This window comes from Streptomyces regalis, assembly GCF_001509475.1.
GTDB classification, from domain to species: domain Bacteria; phylum Actinomycetota; class Actinomycetes; order Streptomycetales; family Streptomycetaceae; genus Streptomyces; species Streptomyces regalis.
This window is the reverse complement of the sequence record NZ_LLZG01000277.1, coordinates 14,201-33,058: the sequence shown is the minus strand read 5'-3', so window position 1 is coordinate 33,058 and position 18,858 is coordinate 14,201. Positions and strand designations below refer to the sequence as shown.

The 18,858-nt window shown below is 72.1% G+C and carries 15 protein-coding genes and 1 tRNA gene; 9 read left to right on the top strand and 7 right to left on the bottom strand.

Features of this window, described 5'->3' with window-relative positions; genetic code table 11:
- The first annotated feature begins 83 nt into the window (after positions 1–83).
- Genes ADL12_RS25865 through ADL12_RS25850 form a run of 4 tightly spaced genes read left to right on the top strand, consistent with a single transcriptional unit; the run spans position 84 to position 4,644 of the window.
- Entirely contained in the window at positions 84–1,454 is a 1,371-nt protein-coding gene (locus tag ADL12_RS25865; RefSeq protein WP_062705632.1) for an extracellular solute-binding protein, read from the top strand.
- A gap of 2 nt (positions 1,455–1,456) precedes the next feature.
- On the top strand, positions 1,457–2,497 hold the full coding sequence (locus ADL12_RS25860; RefSeq protein ID WP_062705630.1) for a carbohydrate ABC transporter permease: 1,041 nt from the start codon (positions 1,457–1,459) through the stop codon (positions 2,495–2,497).
- The gene (locus tag ADL12_RS25855; protein WP_062705628.1) at positions 2,494–3,378 is read left to right on the top strand and encodes a carbohydrate ABC transporter permease; all 885 of its coding nucleotides are present in this window, start codon (positions 2,494–2,496) and stop codon (positions 3,376–3,378) included. The genes ADL12_RS25860 and ADL12_RS25855 overlap by 4 nt, the downstream gene beginning before the upstream one ends.
- Before the next feature lie 30 nt (positions 3,379–3,408).
- Positions 3,409–4,644: an epoxide hydrolase family protein gene (locus ADL12_RS25850; protein WP_062705626.1), complete on the top strand. Its 1,236-nt coding sequence runs from the start codon at positions 3,409–3,411 to the stop codon at positions 4,642–4,644.
- Positions 4,645–4,653: 9 nt separating this feature from the next.
- Here ADL12_RS25850 and ADL12_RS25845 read toward each other — a convergent pair whose 3' ends face one another.
- Positions 4,654–6,918 (bottom strand): glycoside hydrolase family 3 N-terminal domain-containing protein, encoded by a 2,265-nt coding sequence (locus ADL12_RS25845; protein ID WP_062705625.1) that lies wholly within the window; start codon positions 6,916–6,918, stop codon positions 4,654–4,656.
- Positions 6,915–7,964 (bottom strand): N-acetylglucosamine kinase, encoded by a 1,050-nt coding sequence (locus tag ADL12_RS25840; RefSeq protein WP_425265151.1) that lies wholly within the window; start codon positions 7,962–7,964, stop codon positions 6,915–6,917. Before ADL12_RS25840 ends, ADL12_RS25845 begins: the two co-directional genes overlap by 4 nt.
- A gap of 208 nt (positions 7,965–8,172) precedes the next feature.
- Between ADL12_RS25840 and ADL12_RS25835 the strand changes: the two genes are divergently transcribed.
- Entirely contained in the window at positions 8,173–9,291 is a 1,119-nt protein-coding gene (locus tag ADL12_RS25835; RefSeq protein ID WP_425265150.1) for a glycoside hydrolase 5 family protein, read from the top strand.
- Positions 9,292–9,551: 260 nt separating this feature from the next.
- On the opposite strand, the gene ADL12_RS25830 is transcribed toward ADL12_RS25835, so the two are convergent.
- Complete coding sequence (locus ADL12_RS25830) at positions 9,552–11,045, bottom strand: glycoside hydrolase family 3 N-terminal domain-containing protein (RefSeq protein WP_062705621.1); 1,494 nt, start codon at positions 11,043–11,045, stop codon at positions 9,552–9,554.
- A 140-nt stretch (positions 11,046–11,185) separates the two neighbouring features.
- On the opposite strand from ADL12_RS25830, the gene ADL12_RS25825 reads away from it, so the two are divergent.
- From ADL12_RS25825 to ADL12_RS25810, 4 genes are all read left to right on the top strand, one after another.
- Positions 11,186–11,257 (top strand) — tRNA-Pro (locus tag ADL12_RS25825).
- Positions 11,258–11,260: 3 nt separating this feature from the next.
- Positions 11,261–13,597: a serine/threonine-protein kinase gene (locus ADL12_RS25820; RefSeq protein ID WP_062705619.1), complete on the top strand. Its 2,337-nt coding sequence runs from the start codon at positions 11,261–11,263 to the stop codon at positions 13,595–13,597.
- A 188-nt stretch (positions 13,598–13,785) separates the two neighbouring features.
- Positions 13,786–14,793 carry a lysylphosphatidylglycerol synthase transmembrane domain-containing protein gene (locus ADL12_RS25815; RefSeq protein ID WP_062705618.1) on the top strand — a complete coding sequence of 336 codons (1,008 nt, stop codon included), beginning with the start codon at positions 13,786–13,788 and terminating at the stop codon, positions 14,791–14,793.
- 99 nt (positions 14,794–14,892) lie between these two features.
- A complete protein-coding gene (locus tag ADL12_RS25810; protein ID WP_079052280.1) occupies positions 14,893–15,555 on the top strand; it encodes a protein-L-isoaspartate O-methyltransferase family protein in 663 nt (220 codons plus the stop codon).
- Between the two features lie 28 nt (positions 15,556–15,583).
- On the opposite strand, the gene ADL12_RS25805 is transcribed toward ADL12_RS25810, so the two are convergent.
- From ADL12_RS25805 to ADL12_RS25790, 4 genes are all read right to left on the bottom strand, one after another.
- A complete protein-coding gene (locus ADL12_RS25805) occupies positions 15,584–16,330 on the bottom strand; it encodes a PP2C family protein-serine/threonine phosphatase (protein ID WP_062705617.1) in 747 nt (248 codons plus the stop codon).
- A gap of 134 nt (positions 16,331–16,464) precedes the next feature.
- Positions 16,465–16,872 (bottom strand): peptide-methionine (R)-S-oxide reductase MsrB, encoded by a 408-nt coding sequence (gene msrB, locus ADL12_RS25800; protein WP_062705616.1) that lies wholly within the window; start codon positions 16,870–16,872, stop codon positions 16,465–16,467.
- A 13-nt stretch (positions 16,873–16,885) separates the two neighbouring features.
- Positions 16,886–18,277, bottom strand: coding sequence for a UDP-N-acetylmuramate--L-alanine ligase (murC, locus tag ADL12_RS25795; RefSeq protein ID WP_062705615.1), 1,392 nt, complete (start codon positions 18,275–18,277; stop codon positions 16,886–16,888).
- 124 nt (positions 18,278–18,401) lie between these two features.
- Positions 18,402–18,857 carry a hypothetical protein gene (locus tag ADL12_RS25790; RefSeq protein ID WP_062705752.1) on the bottom strand — a complete coding sequence of 152 codons (456 nt, stop codon included), beginning with the start codon at positions 18,855–18,857 and terminating at the stop codon, positions 18,402–18,404.
- Between the last annotated feature and the right edge of the window lies 1 nt (position 18,858).

The window sequence follows — 18,858 nt, the reverse complement described above, 5'->3', positions numbered from 1 at the left end:
TCCACCTTTTCATCAATCAGCGTCCAAGTTGGTGATTTGAACCAGCGAAACCCGGCCGTCCAGTCGGCCGCAGGAGGGCACCCATGCGCGCAAGCAGACTTCCCGGATCCCTGGCATGTTTCCTCGCCCTGGCACTCGCAGCCGCCGGCTGCGGCCTCTCCGGCGGCTCCGACGACGGCGAGGCCACGGCCGGCGGCTGCAAGGTCGACAAGGCGAACGTCGGGTCCGGCGCGCTCTCCGGGGACGTCAAGGGCGACATCACCTTCCAGACGACCAATCTGAAGAAGGACTTCGGCGACTACTTCAACGGCGTCATCGACGCCTTCGAGAAGGAGCACCCGGACACGAAGGTCAAGTGGATCGACGACCCCGGCGACGCCACGTTCACCCAGCGCCTGGTCGCCGACGCGCAGGGCTGCACGCTGCCGGACGTGGTGAACATCAACGTCAACACGGCGGTGGCGCTGACGAAGAACGGCTATCTGCTGAACCTCGACGACAAGGCCCCGGACGCGGGCAAGCCGTTCACCGGGTCGATGTGGAAGTCCAGCACCTACGCCGAGGCCGACGGCACGAAGGTGCACAGCGTGCTGCCCTGGTACTCCGGCGGCATCGTGCAGACCTTCAACAGCGACCTGTTGAAGAACGCGGGCCTGGATCCGGCCAAACCTCCGACGTCCGTCCTCGGGCTGTTCTCCGACGCCGAGAAGATCGCCAAGGTGTCCGACGGCAAGTACTACGCCTTCCTCGCCAACCCCTCCCTGCGCATCCCGGCCGACTGGCAGCAGATGGGCATCCAGGTCCTGTCCGCCGACGGCAAGAAGTTCACCTTCGCCGACGACCCCAAGACCGTGCAGTGGGTCGAGGGCATGGCCAAGCTCTACAAGGCCGGTGCGATGCCGAAGGACTCGCTCTCCTCCAACCAGGACCCGTCCAACGTCTACGGCCAGGGCAAGCTGGTCTACGGCTCGACGAACCCCAACTTCCTGCGCTTCATCCAGCAGAACAACCCGTCCATCTACAAGAAGACGGGCGTCGCCCGCTACATGCTGGACGACCTCGGCCACACCGTCGGCGCCCCCCAGTACATAGGCGTCGCGTCCACCAGCAAGAACGCGGTGACCGCACTCGCCTTCGCACAGTTCCTGACCAACGCGGAGAACCAGCTTCAGTGGGCGAAGGACCCGAACGTCGTCATCTTCCCCTCGACGACCGAGTCGCTGAAGGACCCGTTCTTCCAGAAGGTGGAGGGAACCGACCCGTTCGCCGAGGCCCGCAAGATCGTCGCCGGTGACCGGCAGACCGCCACGGCCGACGAAATCGCTCTCACACCGGGCGAGTTGAACGCCATATCGGCCCAGATCCAGCTCGCCATGCAGGGCAAGAAGAGCGCTCAGGACGCGCTGGACGAAGCGCAGTCGAAGGCCAACGAGCTGATCGAGCAGGGCAGCTGACGATGACTCAGCGCTCCGCACTGGACAAGGCGCCCGTTCCCGCTCCCCCGGGGGCGGGCGCCCCGCGCCCCGGCGCTTCCCCCGCACCGCCTCCGCCGGGGCCGCTGCGCCGCGCCCTGCGCTCCGTGACGCCCGGCCCGGCGGCGGACGCGGGGGGCGCGGCGCTCTACCGCCGCTGGTGGCTGCCCTGGCTGTGGATGCTCCCGGCGATCATCGGCACGACGGTGTTCGGGGTGTTCCCGTTCCTGAACACGATCCTGGTGTCCTTCACCGACGCCAAGCCGCTGGGCGGCGCGTACGACCTGGTCGGCCTGGACAACTACCGGCGGATGCTCTCCGACGCCGACTTCTGGCTGGCCACCCGCAACAGCCTGCTGTACGCGCTGATCGTGGTCCCGCTGATGGTGCTGCTGCCGCTGCTGCTCGCCATCCTGGTCGAGAAGAACCTCCCGGGCATCGGCTTCTTCCGCTCCGCCTTCTACACCCCCGTCCTCGCCTCCAGCGTGGTCGTGGGCCTGAGCTGGCAGTGGCTGCTGAGCGACCAGGGCCTGGTCAACACCTGGCTGCAGAAGGCGCACATCATCCGGGACGCCATCCCGTTCCTGTCCGACTCCTGGCTGATCCTGCTGTCGGCGATGGGCCTGACGCTGTGGAAGGGCCTCGGCTGGTACATGATCTTCTACCTGGCCGCGCTCGGGAACGTCCCCAAGGAACTCCACGAGGCGGCCGCTGTGGACGGCGCCGGTGCGGTACGCCGCTTCTGGCACGTCACCGTGCCCGGCGTACGCACGTCGATGATGCTGGTCGGCACCCTCACCGGCATCGGCTCGCTGCGCGTCTTCACCGAGATCTACATGCTCGGCGGCTCCACCGGCGGCCCCGGCGGCGCCGACCGCACGCTCCCCTTCTACATCCGGGACGTCGGCCTCGACCCGCTCACCGGCAACGCCGGCTACGGCGCGGCGGTCAGCGTCGCCCTGTTCGCACTCACCCTGGGCCTCACGCTGCTCGCCCAGCGCCTGACGAAGGAGGACGAGGCATGACGACCGCGCCGGTCCCGGTGAAACGCCGACGCCTGACGCCCCGCTGGCGCGACTACGGCCGCCCCCGGGAACTCGTCGTCCGCTACGTGCTGTTGGTCTTCGTCCTGTTCATCACCGTCGGCCCCCTGATCTGGCAGGTGCTGTCGTCGCTCAAGGGCGCGGGCGAGGACGTCTTCGGCTCGGGCGCCTCCCTGATCCCGCACCACCCGACCCTGCGCGCCTACGAGCAGGTCTTCGACCAGGTCCCGGTGTGGACGTACATCAGGAACAGCCTGTTCGTCGCGGTCATCTCGATCGCCAGCCAGCTCGCCTTCTCCACCATGGCCGGCTACATGCTCTCCAAGCCCGGCTGGAAGGGCCGGGGGCTGGTCTGGGTGCTGCTGATGGCGTCCATGATGTTCCCCTTCGAGTCGATCATGGTGTCGCTGTTCCTCAGCGTCCGTGACCTGGGCCTGGTCGACAACCTCGTCGGCGTCTGGCTGCCCGGCTTCGTCGCCGCGATCAACGTCCTCATCATGCGGGCCGCGTTCCTCGCCGTCCCGCGCGAGATCGAGGACGCGGCGATGCTGGACGGGGCAGGCGAGTGGAAGCGATTCCGCCACCTCTACCTCCCCTCCGCCTACGGCGCGATCCTGGTCGTCACCATCAACACCTTCATCAGCGCCTGGGACGACTTCCTCTGGCCACTGATCGTGCTGCGCTCCGAGGAACAGTTCACGCTGACCCTGGGTCTGGCCCGGCTGCAGACGTCGTCGTTCGGGTACGACCAGCGGCTGGTCATGGCGGGGTCGGTGATCTCGGTGATCCCGGTGCTGGTGCTGTTCGTGATCACGCAGCGGTGGTTCTACAGGGGGGTCTCGTCGGGGGCCGTCAAACTCTGAGCTTGCCCCTACCTGGTAAGGAACCACGCCTTGACCACCCCGCACGCCTTCCCCCTGGAACCCACCCCGATCCATGTGTCCGACGAGGTCCTCGATGACCTGCGCGTCCGTCTCACACTGACGCGTCCGCCGCTGGACGAGGGGAATGGGGACTGGTCCTACGGCGTCCCGGACAGCTATCTGCGTGAGCTGGTCGCCTACTGGCGGGACGGCTACGACTGGCGCAACGCCGAGGCCGCCATCAACGCCTACGAGCACTACCAGGTGAGCGTCGCCGGTGTCCCGGTGCACTTCATGCGCAAGCCCGGCCGCGGCCCCCGCCCGATCCCGTTGATCCTCACCCACGGCTGGCCGTGGACGTTCTGGCACTGGGCGAAGGTGATCGACCCGCTCGCCGACCCGGCCGCGTTCGGCGGTGACCCCGCCGACGCGTTCGACGTCATCGTGCCGTCCCTGCCCGGCTTCGGTTTCCCCGGCCCGCTCACCGGCTTTGCGGACGTCAACTTCTGGAAGGTCTCCGACCTCTGGCACACCCTGATGACCGAGACCCTGGGATACGAGAAATACGCCGCCGGGGGCTGCGACATCGGCGGGATCGTCTCCAGCCAGCTCGGCCACAAGTACGCCGACGAGCTGTACGGCATCCACATCGGCTCCGGGCTGCCGCTCGACTTCTTCACCGGCCCCCGCGCCTGGGACTTCGCCCGGAACCGGCCCCTCACCGACGACCAGCCCGCCGACGTCCGCGCCCGCATCATCGAGCTGGACCACCGCTGGGCGCCCCACCTCGCCGTGCACATGCTCGACGGAGCCACCCTGGCCCACGGGCTGAGCGACTCACCCGCCGGACTGCTCGCCTGGCTGCTGGAACGCTTCCACGCCTGGAGCGACAACGGCGGCGACGTCGAGTCCGTCTTCACCAAGGACGACCTGCTCACCCACGCCACGATCTACTGGGTGAACAACTCCATTGCCACGTCGATGCGTTACTACGCCAACGCCAACCGCTACCCCTGGGCCCCCGCACACGACCGCACCCCGGTCGTGCAGGCCCCGGTCGGCCTCACCTTCGTCACGTACGAGAACCCGCCCGGCATCCACACCGCCGACGAACGCGTCCGGGCCTTCAAGTCCGGCCCGCAGGCCGCTTGGTTCAACCACGTCAACGTCAACGCCCACGACCACGGCGGCCACTTCATCCCCTGGGAGAACCCCGACGCCTGGGTGAGCGACCTGCGCCGCACCTTCCACGACCGCAGACCCTGAACGGCCCTCTCAGCCTCTGAGGTCCAGCACGAGCGGTACGGCGTCGAGCGCGGCCCGGGAGGACTGCGCGACCCGGACCTCCAGGGTGCCGTCCCGGCCCAGCTGGTCGGCATCGAGGTGGAGAGTCACCGCGCGGCGCTCCCCCGGTGCGAGGTCGACCCCCTCGAACGCGCACAGTTCGAGGGTGCGTGGCCAGACGGACGTGATCAGACGCCTCAGATAGACCTGCACAACCGTACGCCCGTGCCGCTCCCCGGTGTTGGTGACCTCGACCGTGACGCCGCGACCGGACAGGCTCGGCGGGCCGTAGGAGAAACGCGTGTACGACAGCCCGTGCCCGAAGGAGTGGAGCGGCTCGGCGCTCTCGTCGACGTAGCCGCCGTACTCGGTGTCCTTGTGGTTGTAGTGGACGGGGAGTTGGGCGGCCGAGCGCGGCAAGGAGACCGGCAGCCGGCCGACGGGTTCGGTGAGCCCGAGCAGCACCTCGGCGATCGCCTCGCCGCCCCACGGGCCGGGATACCAGGCGGTGAGCAGCGCGCCCGCGGTGTCGGGCACGACGTGCGGGCGGCCCTGGATCAGCACGGCCGCCGTCGGCGTCCCCGTCGCGACCACGGCGTCCAGGAGCGCGTACTGCGCGGCACCCAGCCGCAGTCCCGCCAGGTCGGCGCCCTCACCGCAGGTCATCTCGGACACGGCGGTCAGGGCCGCCCCGTTGTCGGCGAAGCCCGTCTCGGGCGTACGGGCGCTGCTGCCGCCCAGGACGACCACGGCCAGGTCGGAGGCGGCGGCCGCGGCGACGGCCTCGGGGACGCCGGAGACGTCGCCACCGGTGAGGGCGCAGCCGCGGGCGTACCGGATGTCGACGCCGGGCGGGGCGAGCGTGCGCAGGGCGTCGAGGACGCTGGTGCCCGTGCCGGGACGTTGCGGGGCCGTGTAGTCGCCCGACTGGTGGGCGGTGGTGGCCGACTGGGGCCCCAGTACGGCGATACGGGAGACGGAGGCCGCCACCGGCAGGACGCCGTCGTTGCGGAGCAGCGTGACGGCGGCGCGGGCGAGAGCGCCGCTGACGTCGCTGCCGCCGACCGGGGTCGAGGGCGGGGGCGGAGGCGTGGTGTGCTGCCGGTCGAACAGCCCCAGGCGGAACTTGAGGCGCAGGACGCGGGCGACGGCGGTGTCGAGGGTCTCCTCGGCCACCAGCCCCCGTTCGACCGCCGCCTGCAGATGTGTGAAGCCCTCGTCCCAAAGGCTCAGATCGACACCGGAGTTGAGCGCGAGGGCGCCCGCGGAGACCTTGTCGCCGGTGATGCGGGCCAGCCGGTCCACGGCGAGGCCGTCCGCCATGACGAGCCCGTCGAAACCCCAGCGGTCCCTGAGGAGTTCGCTGAGCAGGGCCCGGTTGCCGGAGCAGGGCATCCCGTCGACCTCGTTGTAGGCGGCCATGACGGCGGCGGCCCCGGCGCGGATGCCGGCGCGGGCGGCGGGGAGGTGGATCTCGTGCAGCTCGCGCAGGCCCAGCTCGGACTCGGCGGAGTTGCGGCCGCCGACGGTGGCGCCCTGTCCGGCGAAGTGCTTGAGGACGACGGGAGCCTTGTCGGCGGCGAAGAACTCGGCGTGCTCGCCCTGCATGCCGCGTACGAGCGCCTCGGTGAGCCGGGCAGCCAGGTACGGGTCCTCCCCGAAGCACTCCTCGGTACGTCCCCAGCGCGGGTCACGGGCGATGTCGAGGGCCGAGACGAGGGCGACATGCCCGCCGCGAGCCCGCAGTTCGGCGGCGGCATGGGCGGCCGCCCGCTCGTACAGCTCGGGGTCCCAGGTGGCGCCGACGGCCAGATTGACCGGGAGGACCGTGCCGTCGAGGGCCATGAGCCCGTGCGGCACCTCCTCGACGAACAGCGCCGGAATGCCGAGCCGGCTGCGCTCGACGACATGCCGCTGCACCAGGTCGGCGAGGGCCGCACCGTCCTCGGCGCCGGGCCCGTTGCTGTGGTCGACGCCGGACCAGGCGTCCGCGCGCTGGAGTCCGTAGAGGGCGCCGAGTCCCTCGAAGCGGTCGGTCTCGGCGTACAGGGCATCGGTGAGTTCGAAGCGACCGTCGGGGGTGCGGCGGTAGGCGTTCCAGCCGTACATCCGCTGGTTGAGCTGGCCGGCCTTCTCGCGCAGAGTCATATGGGAGAGAAGGTCGCGGACTCGGGCGTCCACGGGGGCGGTGGGGTCGCGGTAGAGGGGGTTGGGCGGGAGGTCGGCGCGGTGCCGCTGCGCGGCGAAGCCGCTCATCCGTCGTACCCCAGTCGGGCGAGGGCAACTGCCCCCCGGGCCCCGTCGGCCACCCAGTCGACCGTGAGCCCGAGGGGATGCAGCCGGGCGGTGAGGGGTGCGGTCAGCGGTCCGTCCGGGCCGAGCAGACCGCCGGTCGCGACGATCCGCTCGCCGGGGCGCGGACCGAGGGCACGGAGGGTGGCGGTGAGGTGGTCGGCTGCCGCGTCGAGGATCCCGGCGGCAAGGGCGTCCTCGTGCCGCGCGGCCTCCGTCACCAGGGGTGCGAGGCGGGCGAGATGGACCGGCGGTTCGGCCATGACGGCGGGGAGTAGGTGCATGCGGTAGGCCTCGCGCCGGGCCCGGCTCCAGGACCCTTCGTCGTACGGGCCCGGAGCCTGTCCCGGCAGGACGTCCTCCGGCACCCCCAGCGCCCGCCCGACCGACGCGGCCAGCGCCGTGGGCCCGCCCCGTCCGTCGGCCATGCGCAGCACCGCCCGTGCCGCCTCGCGGCCGATCCAGAAGCCGCCGCCGTCGTCGCCGAGCAGCCAGCCGTCGCCGCCGGCGGTCGTCGTGCACGCGCGTGAGGTGATGCGCGCCGCGACCGCGCCGGTGCCGGCCACCAGGGCGAGGCCGTCGGCGGGGTTGCCGGGCCCTGAGGCGAACGCCGCCTCGATGTCGCTGTGGATCTCGACCGAGGCGGCGCCGATGCCCAGCCGGCTCAGCGCGACGGTGAGCGCGGCGTGCGCCTTGAGGCGGCCCGGCTCGTCCGGAGCGGTCCGCGAGGCGCCCGCGAACCCGCCCGCCACGGCCACGACACGGCTGCGCAGCCCTTCCGGCACGGCGTGCGCGAGGGCCTCGGCGAGGTGCTCGGTGAGCTGCGGGCCGGGGACGGTCAGGGCGTTGCCCGGCCCTCCGACGCCCTCGCCCTCGGGATCGCCGGCGCGCACGGGTGCCAGGACGGCGCGGGTGCGGGTGCCTCCGGCGTCCAGGCCGACGACGTACGCCGAGGCTGCCGAAGATGCCGCAGCGTCCGAAGATGCCGAAGCGTCCGAGGTTTGGTTCAAATCACTATTCATTGCCGACCATGGTGGTTGATACATTCGCCACGAGCAAGAGCCGAGCCCCGGCAAGAGGCAGGCTCAATCCGGGACCGGACCCGAGGAGGATCCCATCCACACGCTCCGCTTCGGCGTCAACTACACGCCCCGCCACGGCTGGTTCCACTCCTGGCACGACTTCGACCCCGCACGCGCGCGTGCCGACCTCGACCAGATGGCGGGCCTCGGCCTCGACCACGTCCGCGTCTTCCACCTCTGGCCGCTGCTCCAGCCGAACCGCACCCTCGTCCGCAACGCCGCCGTGGACCAGCTGGCGCACCTCGTCGACCTGGCCGGCGAGGCCGGTCTCGACGTCATGGTGGACGGCGTCCAGGGCCATCTGTCGAGCTTCGACTTCTACCCGGAGTGGACCCGCAGCTGGCACCACCGCAACGTGTTCACGGACCCGGAGGCCATCGAGGCCCAGGCCACCCTCCTGCACACCTTGGGCCGCGCACTCACCGGCCGCCCGAACCTCATCGGCCTCCAACTCGGCAACGAGCTCAACAACCTGGTCGAGCACAACCCGGTGACGGCGGACGAGGTGGACCACTACCTCGACACCCTGCTGGCCGCCGCCCGTGACGGGCTCGGCGCGGGCGGCGGCCTGGTCACGCACTCCGCGTACGACGCCGCCTGGTACGGCGACGACCATCCCTTCACCCCGGAGGCCTCGGCCCGCAAGGGCGACCTGACCACCGTCCACCCCTGGGTGTTCTCCGGCGACTGCGCCCGCCGCTACGGCCCGCGCTCCCCGCAGGTCCGGCACCTCGCCGAGTACGGCACCGAGCTGGCCAAGGCATACGCCACCGATCCTGCGCGCCCCGTCTGGGTCCAGGAGACGGGCGCCCCCGAGCCGCACATCCCCGCCGCCGACGCCCCGGAGTTCGCGCGGGCGACCGTGCAGAACGCGGCGGAGTGCGCGGGGCTGTGGGGGGTGACCTGGTGGTGCTCCCACGACGTGGACCGGTCGCTGGCCGACTTCCCGGAGCTGGAGTACACCCTCGGCCTGTTCGACTCCTCCGGCCACCCCAAACCGATCGCCGAGGCACTCGCCGAGACCATCGCCGACCTGCGCCGGACCCCCCGCCCCACACCGCCGCGCGACACCGCCCTGATCCTGGACTGCACACCGGGCACCCGGTCGGCGTCCGGACCCGGCGGCGCCTACTTCGAGGCCTGGATGCGGATGCGAACGCAAGGCGTCCGCCCGGCAGTGGTCCTGGCCGCGCGGGCAGAAGACGCGCAGTACCTGGCGACGCGGGGAATCAAGCAGGTCGTACGACCATCCTGAACGACGCGCACCCGGCGGCCGCACCTCAGCCGTCGGCGACGCCCGCCGAGACCATCGCCGACCTGCACCGGACCCCCCGCCCCACACCGCCGCGCGACACCGCCCTGATCCTGGACCGCACACCGGGCACCCGGTCGGCGTCCGGACCCGGCGGCGCCTACTTCGAGGCCTGGATGCGGATGCGAACGCAAGGCGCCCGCCCGGCAGTGGTCCTGGCCGCGCGGGCAGAAGACGCGCAGTACCTGGCGACGCGGGGCGCCTCAGCCGTCGGCGACGCCCGCCAGCGCCTCGGCGACCGCCCGCAGGTTCGCCCGGCCCCGCCCGTACGAGCACAGCGCGCCGCCCTCCGGCAGCCCCGTGTCCACTCGTACCGCGTCCGGGCGCCGGGCCAACAGGGCGTCCCGCAACCGCAGTTGCCAGGGGTGCAGCCCGGCGTCGCAGGTGGCGACGACCAGGGGCGCGTCCCCGCAGCAGCGCAGCATGCCGTCGACGAGCTCGGCCGGATCCGCCGGTTCGCCGGTGACCGAGGTGCCCGTCGCCGTGGGGTCGACGGCGCGCATCTCGGTGAGCAGGTCCTCGCCGCCCCAGTTGAGCGCGGGGTGCGGCGGCGGGAACAGGTCGACGACATGGGCCCCGCGCACGGCGGGCGGTACGCCCCGGCCGCGTACGGCCCGGCGCGCGGCCACGAGGCCGGCCTCCGCGTCCCAGCCGGCGACCGCGAGGGGCGGGGTCGCATAGCGCGCGGCGAGCCGTCGTACCCGCCCCGCGGCCTCCTCGACGCGCTCCTGAGCCAGCACGCCGGTGCGCAGCGCGTCGAGCACCGCGTCCCGGCAGGCCAGGGTGACACCCAGGTCCCCCACGGCGACGATGACCTGGTCCGCGCCCGCCGCGAGCGCGATGCGCGCGCCGGCCGCCTCGCCGTACGCGTCGGCGATCGCCTTCATCTCCAGCGCGTCGCTGACGAGGACGCCGTCGAAGCCGAGGTCGTGGCGGAGCACGTCACCCAGGATGCGGCGGCTGAGGGTGGCGGGGCGGCCCGGGTCCAGCGCCGGGAAGACGACATGGGCGCTCATCAGCATCGGCACGCCCGCGGCGACGGCCGCGCGGAAGGGTTCGAGGTCGGCGCGGAGTTCGTCGTACGGCCTCGGGTCGACCGCCATGCCGTGGTGGCTGTCGGTGACGGTGCCGCCGTGGCCGGGGAAGTGCTTGGCGCAGGAGGCTATGCCGCGCCCCTCGGTGGCGGTGATCCAGGCGTGCAGATGGCGGGCGGCCAGCTCGGGGTCGGCGCCGAAGGCGCGGGTGCGCACGATCGGGTTGTCCGGCCGGTGCTGGAGGTCGGCCACGGGGGCGTAGGAGGCGGTGATGCCGAGGGTGGCCAGGTGCCCGGCCAGCGCGTCGGCGCAGCGGGCGGTGAGGTTGGGGTCGTCGACGACGCCGAGGGCGTAGGAGCCGGGGACGTCGGGGGCGCCGGCGCTCACCAGGTGGCCGATGCCGCCGCCCTCGTTGTCGATGGCGACGAGGAGGTCCGGGCGGATGGCCCGCAGCTCGTCCGTGAGGCGGCGCACCTGCTGCGCGTCGCGGATGTTGCGGGTGAAGAGGATGACCCCGCCGAGGCCGCGGTCGATGAGCTCCTTGAGCGTGCCCGGCACGCTCGTGGCCCCGTCGAACCCGGCGACGAGGCAGCGGTGGGCGGCTTCGTCCAGATCGGCGGGGAGCGCGCTCGACCTGGGCGATATGTGCTCGAAGTGGCTCACCCCGGCAATGCTCTGGCTCGGCCAGCCGAAAGTCAACCTTCCATTGGCTGGCTGATTCAGCAACACCCCGGCGTAGCTGTACCGGGTCTCCAAAAATGCGGTTGTACGGTGATCATCCCGGCGTTAACGTCAGCCTCCATCGGCGTGTAGCTCAGCAGCAGAGCACCGGGCTCGGGACCCGGAGGGCGCAGGGGCGGAACCTGCCACGCCGGCTTATGAATGACAACGCTGAGCAGCAGCCCCTCACCGCGGCCCCGTCCTATGCGGCGGCCCAGCTCGCCAATGCCTTCACGACCGCGCTGACCCACGAGGACGCCGGCACCCGGCGCCGCGCCGAGGTGCGCGGGCAGCGCTGGCGGGCGGTTCTCGCGGGGATGGCCGAGGGCCGGCTGACGGTCGGTTCGCGGACCCCGGTGGCCGGGCTTCCGGCCTGGGTGACGCCCGAGGTGGTGCGGGGCGGTTTCGCCACGGGAACCCCGAGCGCGGGCGGCCCGCTCCAGCCGTACGAGACCGAGGCGGCGCAGAGTTTCGGGGTGCCGGCCGAGCGGCGCACGCTCTTCGCCCACTGCCTCACCGAGGCGGGACTCGCCTGGCTGTGGGCCCGGCTGGACAGCGGCGACTATGCGATCGGCGTTCCCGAGGAGGCCGCGCTGCTCACCATGGCCTGGCTGGTGCGGCAGGGGGAGACGGACGCGGCGCTGGATCTCGCGGCGGAACTGGAGCCGTTCGCCGACCGGCTGCGGTTCCTGCCCCGGCCGGCGGCCGGCCCCGCGTCGGAGGCCGGCCCGACGGACGCCACGGATGCCGTCCACCGCTACACCGTCTCCGACGCCGTCGACACCCTGGTGCGGCGGCGCCCCAACACGGCCGTCGAGACCCAGCGCGAGGCGCTCGCCGTGTGGCAGCCGTTCGGCGACGAGCTGCTCGTCCACTGGCTTCGGACGGCGCGGGACGGCCGGGTGCTCGAACTCGCTCCGGACGCCGACTGGTTGGCGCACGGCGCCGCCCTGCTGGCCCGCTACCGGCTGCTGGCCGCAGAGCACACCCGCTGCACCAAGCACCGCAACCCCAAGGAGAACCTGGGCATTCTGCGCGGCGCGCTGGAGGAGACCGTCGCCGGACGGCCGTTGGACGCGCGCCGGCTCGGTCTGCTGCGGCACGCGGTGCGGTCCATGGTGCGGCGGCGCGGCCTGCCCGGCTCCGCCCCGCACACGGCCCTGCGCCGGCGCCAGGCCGGTCAGGCGGCGTTCCCCTCCCACCACGCCCTGGCCCAACTGGTGCTGCGCCGGCTCGCCGTACTCCCCCAGGAGACGGGCGTCCCCGATGTCGCCCCGCTCGTCCGCGCGGTGACGGCGGAGGAGAGCCGGGAGACCGGCCTGCCCGCCGGTGCGGCCGTACCGCCGACGATTCGGCAGGTGGCCGAGTCCGCGCTGAGCGCGCCGATCGGCACGCTCGTGGAGCGGGGCGTCGTCCCGTCCGCCGAGGTACTGGCCGAGCTGGTACCGCAGTTGGTGGCCACCACCACCGCGCAGGCGTACGGCGACGAGACGCTGCGGGCGCTGATGGCCGCGAACTACCGGGCGTTCCGCAGCCGCCGTTCGCTGCTTCTGCTCAACCTGGAACGGCAGGTGCGCGTCGAGGAGCTGCCCTGGGTACGGGCGGTGTCCGGGCAGCGCGCCGCGGTGATCGGCAAGCCGGACGCAGAAGGCGCGCTCGACATGCTGCGGCAGCTGGGCGAGCTGGCCGTGCATGCCTTCCCCGGCACGATCCTGCCCAACCCGCTCGTCCGCGAGCTCGGCGTGCTCGAGCGCCAGTGCGACCTGGGCGCCCCGTTCGTGGAGGAGCTGGCCGCCGACATCTTCATGGGCACGTTCAGCCCGAAATTCCTCAAGGCGGCACGGATCGCCGGTGAGCTGCTGCGCGGCACGCTGTACGAGCGCTACTACGGCATCGACTACGGGGCGATCCGCAACCTGGCGATCGCCGAGACCGGCGCGGCGCTGAGCCGTTCGTACGGCGCCCGTACGTCTCCCGGTTTCGCACGTCTGTGCGCCGAGCGGGCCGCGACCGCGTCCGGGCCGGGATCCCGGCCCGCGTACGGGTCCTGGTCGGCGGCGAACGGCACGGTGATCGAGCAGGCACAGATCCTCACCACGCACAACCTGGCCACGCTGGTCCACCGGGTGTCCATCGCCCCGCAGCCCGGCTGGGCCGACCTGGCGCACCGCAGCTTCGTCACCGTGTGCCGGCTGACCGCCCGCGTGCACGGCAACCGGCGTCCGCTGCCCACCATCAAGGACGCGGCGTACGCCTGGCGCCAGATGCTGTTCCACCTGTCCCTGTGCCCGCCCGACGAGCAGCGGCGGTTCCTCGCCGGCCTGGACGAGGAGACGGCCCGCCACCCCGCCCACGTCACGACCCGGGTGGCCCCCGCCCTGGCGGGCCTGCTCCTGGTCGCCGAGGGCGGCACCTTCGACGCCGACGGCACGGCAGCAGGCGGCCGCGCCCGCCGCTTCCTGGGGTGGAGCACCGGAGGGCACTGGATGCGGTGAGGGCGGGAGCAGAGGCAGGGGGGCCGGCGCGCGGTCACCGGTCGCGTCGCTCGCCCGCCGACGCCGCTTCGGCTTGTGGACACCACGGCGTCACACCGGGCGGGCACGTTTTCGGCGTCCCCTCCTGCCTCGCCCTCTAGCCGTCGCCCCGCGTCCGCGCGGAGGTGACGCGGAAGGACGACCGCGCCGTGTCCTCGCTCCCGCTCGGCGATCTCCCCGGACCGCTGCCCGCCTGCCCCGCCCCCGCCCGCTCCCCCTTCTCCCCCGCACGCCTCACCCGCCACGCACTGACCCTGCTCCCGCTCCTGCTGATCGGGGCGTGGGCGGCGGCCGACTGGCGCACCTTCGTCGACGGCGCCGCCCGGCTCGCCTCCGCCGACCCGTGGTGGCTGCTCGCCGGCCTCTTCTTCACCTGCATGGGCTGGGTGGCCGCCGCGTGCGTCCGCCAAGGGGCCCTGCCGGAACGGCTCCCGCCGGGCCTGCTGCTCGCGTCGCAGTTCGCGGCCGGCGCCGCGAACCAAGTGCTGCCGGCGAGCATCGGCGCCCATGCCGTCACCCTGCGCTTCCTGCAGAACCGCGGCATACCGCTGGCCCGGGCCACCGCCTCACTCGCCCTGTACTCGCTGGTCAAACCGCTCGCGAAGACGGCGGTGCTGCTCGGTTTCCTCGTGGCCTTCCCCGAACTGCTGCACCTGCCCGAACTCGTCCCGGACAAGCGGACGTTGCTCCTGGTGGCCGCGGGCGTGACGGTCGCCCTCGCCACCGCGGGCATCCTCGCGGCAGCCGTACGACCGCTGCGCCGCCCCCTCGTCCGCTGCGTACGCACCGCCCTCACCGACGCACGGATCCTGCACACCCGGCCCAGCCGCGTCCTCGCCCTCTGGGGCGGGGCCGCCGCGACCCCGCTGCTGCAGGCGAGCGTGATCGCCTCGGTCGGCTTCGCGCTCGGCCTGCCGCTGTCCTGGACGCAGGTGACCCTCGCCCTCCTGCTCGCCAGCACCGCGGTGGGCGCCGTACCCGCACCGGGCGGCATCGGCCCCGTGGACGCGGCGCTGGTGTTCACGATGGTCACCTTCGGCGCACCGCTGAGCCTCGCCGCGGCCACGGTCATCGGTTACCGCGTCCTGACGGTCTGGGTGCCCCTGCTGCCGGGCGCACTCGTGCTCTCGATCCTGGTCCAGCGCAGGATCCTCTGAGCGGACGGCACCCCGGCCTGGACGTCGACGGCACGGCCGGATCTACGATGAGGTCACGGCCTCGCTCGCCGACCTGCCGGGATCGGTGGTGATCCGCTCGTGAGCTCCGTCCGCGGGGATGCAGAGGACCTCGTGCAGGCCCTGAGGGCCGCCGGGATCATGGACGAGCGGCTGCTCGAAGCCGTACGGACAACACCGCGGGCGGGATTTGTGCCGGTCGATCAGGTCGCCGACGCCTACCGTGACGTGCCGGTGCCCATCGGGCAGGGGCAGGTCACCACACAGCCGTCGCTGTCCGCCATGATGATCGAGAGTCTTGGCCTGAAGGGCGGCGAGCACGTCCTCGAGGTCGGAACCGGTCTCGGCTTCCAGACCGCGCTGCTCGCACGCCTGGCTGCCGACGTGGTCAGCATCGAACTGCGGCCGGACATCGCCCGCCGGGCGCACGCCAACCTCATGCGACAGCTCGTACGGAATGTGGAGCTGCGCGTCGGGGACGGCAGTGGCGGAGTGCCGGACCGCGCTCCGTACGACGCGGTGGTCGTGTCGGCCGCGTTCCCTGAGGTGCCCGCCCCGCTGGTCGCGCAGGTACGGCCGGCCGGCCGCCTGGTGCAACCGATCGGTCCGGGCGGGCACGAGCGGGTCGTCTGTTTCCTGCGCACCGAGTCGGGGCTGGAGCCGTGGCGGGTACTGACGGCGGCCCGCTTCGTCCGGCTGCAGGGACGTCATGGATATCCGCAGGACGAAGACGATCTCCCTTGAGAGACAGGCTCCCTCGAAGGCAAAAGGGTCACTCGTCGGCGACGCGCACCACCGCCACCGTGATGTTGTCGGGCCCGCCCGCCTCGATGGCGGCCTTCCACAGTTCGAAGGCCGCACGGCCGTCGTTGTGCTCGCGCAGCACCTCGTCCAGTACGTCCTCCTTCACCGGGTCCGTCAGCCCGTCCGAGCAGACGAGATAGCGCTCGCCTGGCACGGGGGACTCGGCCGTGACATGGGGCTGGACTGCGCGATAGGTGGGCGAGCCGCCCAGGCACTGGGTGACGAGGGACGTGGTCTGCCCGGCCGGGTGCGGTGGGCTGTCGTCGACGCTCAGCTGGCGCAGCCCGTCGCGGGAGGCCGCGAGGACCCGGCTGTCGCCCACGTTGAACGCCAGCAGCGAGCCGGGCTGCACGACGACTCCGGCGACCGTCGTCCCCATGGCGGACAGCCCGCCGCCCTCGTCGCCGCCGGCCGCCTGGTACACGGCGCGGTTGCAGGCGTTCAGGGCGTCACGGACGGCGACCTCGCTGCTCAGGGCGGGACCGAGCGACGCGATCCGGCGCACGACCAGGGCGCTGGCCACTTCGCCGCCGGGATGCCCGCCGAGCCCGTCGGCGACGGCCACGACCAGGGGTGTGCCGAGCGGGAAGATCAGGGTCTGCGGATTCTCGGTGACGGTCGCGCACAGCGTCCACGGCCCGACGACGAGGCTGTCCTCGTTCCGCTCGCGCAGCAGTCCGGGATGGCTGATCGCACTCACAGCGACGTACGGCATGAAGCGCCACCGCCTTCCCGCACCGCCACTGACCGCCGGGGCCGGACGTCGACGTCCCTTACGAGTCTAGGAACACCGGCATCCGGCGTGCCAGCGCAACCAGCAGCCGCACCCCTGCCGCGTCAGCTCCCAAGTCAGTCCGCGTCCGGCGTCAGCCGCAGGGAGATGCTGTTGATGCAGTACCGCTGATCGGTCGGGGTCGGATACCCCTCGCCCTCGAAGACATGCCCGAGATGCGACCCGCACCGGGCGCACCGCACCTCGGTCCGCACCATCCCGTGCGAGCGGTCCTCGATGAGCTCCACCGCGTCGGTGTCCTTCGGGTCGTAGAAGGACGGCCAGCCGCAGTGCGACTCGAACTTCGTGGTGGAGGTGAAGAGTTCGGCGCCGCAAGCGCGGCAGGAGTAGACGCCCGTCGTCTTGGTGTTGGTGTACTCACCGGTGAAGGCGGGCTCCGTGCCGGCCTGGCGGAGGACGGCGTACTCGGCCGGGGTCAGCTCCGTGCGCCACTGCTCGTCCGGCTTTTCGACGTCGTACGACATGAGTCCGTACCCCTCACTTCGACAGGCGGTCCAGGATGAGCGGGCCGAGGTCGGTGACATCGCCCGCGCCCATGGTGAGAACGAGATCACCGGGCTTCGCCATTCCCGCGATCAGCGAGGACACCTCGCCCTTGTCGTGCACGGCCGTCACCTCGGCGTTCGCCGCCCGGGCCGCCTCGATGACCAGGTCGCTGGTGACGCCGGGGATCGGGTCCTCGCGGGCCGGATAGATGTCCAGGACCAGCGAGGAGTCCGCGAGGGCGAGGGCCTGGCCCATCTCCTTGCCCAGTTCCTGCGTCCGGGAGAAGAGGTGGGGCTGGTAGACGACCACGATCCGGGCGTCACCGGCGGCCGCGCGCATGGCCTCCAGGTCGGCCGTCATCTCGGTCGGGTGGTGGGCGTAGGAGTCGATGACCTGGACACCCGCGGCCTCGCCCTTGAGCTGAAGACGCCGCTTGACGCCCGTGTACCCGGCCAGCGCCGGGGCCAGCTCGGCGGCCGGGACACCGAGCGCCGCACCCGCCGCCAGCGCGGCCACGGCGTTGAGCGCGTAGTGGCGGCCGGGGACGGAGACCGTGAAGGTGAGCTCCTGGCCGTCGAGGAGGACGGTGACCTGGCTCTTCAGCCCCTGCGCCAGCACGGACAGGACCCGTACGCCGGCGTCCTCCGCCTCGCCGTACGTCACCACCCGCACGTCGCGCGCCGCGACCCGCCGGGTCAGCTCCCGCGCCCCGTCCTGGTCCGCCGAGATCACCAGCGTGCCGCCCTCGGTGATGCGGTCCGCGAACGTCTCGAAGGACTCGTAGATCTCGTCCATCGACGCGTAGTTGGCGTGGTGGTCGAGCTCGACGTTCAGGACGATCGCGACGTCGGGCGCGTACTTGTGGAAGCTGCGGTCCGATTCGTCCGCCTCCGCCACGAAGATGTCGCCGTCGCCGTGCAGGGCGTTCGAGCCGGGGGCGTCGAGGTCGCCGCCGATGGCGTACGACGGCTTGAGGCCGAGCTCGCTCAGGGAGACGGCGAGCATCGACGTCGTGGTCGTCTTGCCGTGCGTACCGGCGACGGCGATCGGGCGCAGCCCGTCCATCAGCGCGGCGAGCGCGTCGGAGCGGTGCACCACCGGGATGCCCAGCTCGGCGGCGCGGGCCAGCTCCGGGTTGTCCTGCCGGATCGCCGACGACACGACGACACAGCTGGCATCGTCGGCGAGGTGCTCCGCCGCATGCCCGATGTGCACGGTCACCCCGAGCGCCCGCAGCGCCTCAGCAGTCCCCGACTCCTTGGCATCGCTGCCCGCCACCTTGGCCCCACGCTGCGCGAGAATCTTCGCGATCCCCGACATTCCGGCCCCACCGATGCCGATGAAGTGCGGTCGGTCCATGGCGGTGGGAAGGCCGGGTGCCATGCGTGTTCTCCCAAGATTGCGATACGACGATGAGGCCCCAGCCTATGGGGTGAGGAAATGGGCCTCGCACATGGACGCAGGGCGGCAACATCCAGGACCCCCTACGGCGCTCCCCCGCACATCCCTAAACCTTGCTGTGCGAGAAAAGCTTCAGCACCGGCACCCCCACCCGGTGCCGAGCCCTCGACGCCCAGTCCCGGTGGAAGAACTCCTCCACGTAGTGGGGATCGGTCAACACGATCACCTCGTCCGCACCGACCTCGTCCACCAAGGCCTTGAGCGCGTCGAGCGGATGGTCCTCCAAGAGCCGCCCCACGGCGTCCGCCCCGGTCCCGCGCAGGGCCGTGAGCGACACTTCCAGCGCCCGCTCCCCCGTGCTCAGCGCCTCCTCGCCCTCCGGCGCCTTCCCCTCCCGGACCGCCTCGTCCAGCTCGCCGAGCGCGATGTCGTCGATGGCGCGCAACAGTCTGTCGGCCTGCTCACCGCGCGGCTGGAGCAACACATGGAAGGCGACCTGCTCGTCCCCGTGCAAGGTGGTGACGAACTCCACGTCGGCGGACGTCAGGGCCTTCTCGATCATC

Bases quoted from the DNA above. Each gene is read 5' to 3' on its own strand.
- ADL12_RS25855 (WP_062705628.1), top strand. From the start codon at position 2,494: ATGACGACCGCGCCGGTCCCGGTGAAACGCCGACGCCTGACGCCCCGC.
- ADL12_RS25820 (WP_062705619.1), top strand. From the start codon at position 11,261: ATGAATGACAACGCTGAGCAGCAGCCCCTCACCGCGGCCCCGTCCTAT.
- ADL12_RS25845 (WP_062705625.1), bottom strand. From the start codon at position 6,918: ATGAGCGGCTTCGCCGCGCAGCGGCACCGCGCCGACCTCCCGCCCAAC.
- msrB (WP_062705616.1), bottom strand. From the start codon at position 16,872: ATGTCGTACGACGTCGAAAAGCCGGACGAGCAGTGGCGCACGGAGCTG.
- ADL12_RS25790 (WP_062705752.1), bottom strand. From the start codon at position 18,857: ATGATCGAGAAGGCCCTGACGTCCGCCGACGTGGAGTTCGTCACCACC.
- ADL12_RS25865 (WP_062705632.1), top strand. From the start codon at position 84: ATGCGCGCAAGCAGACTTCCCGGATCCCTGGCATGTTTCCTCGCCCTG.
- murC (WP_062705615.1), bottom strand. From the start codon at position 18,277: ATGGCACCCGGCCTTCCCACCGCCATGGACCGACCGCACTTCATCGGC.
- ADL12_RS25805 (WP_062705617.1), bottom strand. From the start codon at position 16,330: ATGCCGTACGTCGCTGTGAGTGCGATCAGCCATCCCGGACTGCTGCGC.
- ADL12_RS25835 (WP_425265150.1), top strand. From the start codon at position 8,173: ATGGCGGGCCTCGGCCTCGACCACGTCCGCGTCTTCCACCTCTGGCCG.
- ADL12_RS25860 (WP_062705630.1), top strand. From the start codon at position 1,457: ATGACTCAGCGCTCCGCACTGGACAAGGCGCCCGTTCCCGCTCCCCCG.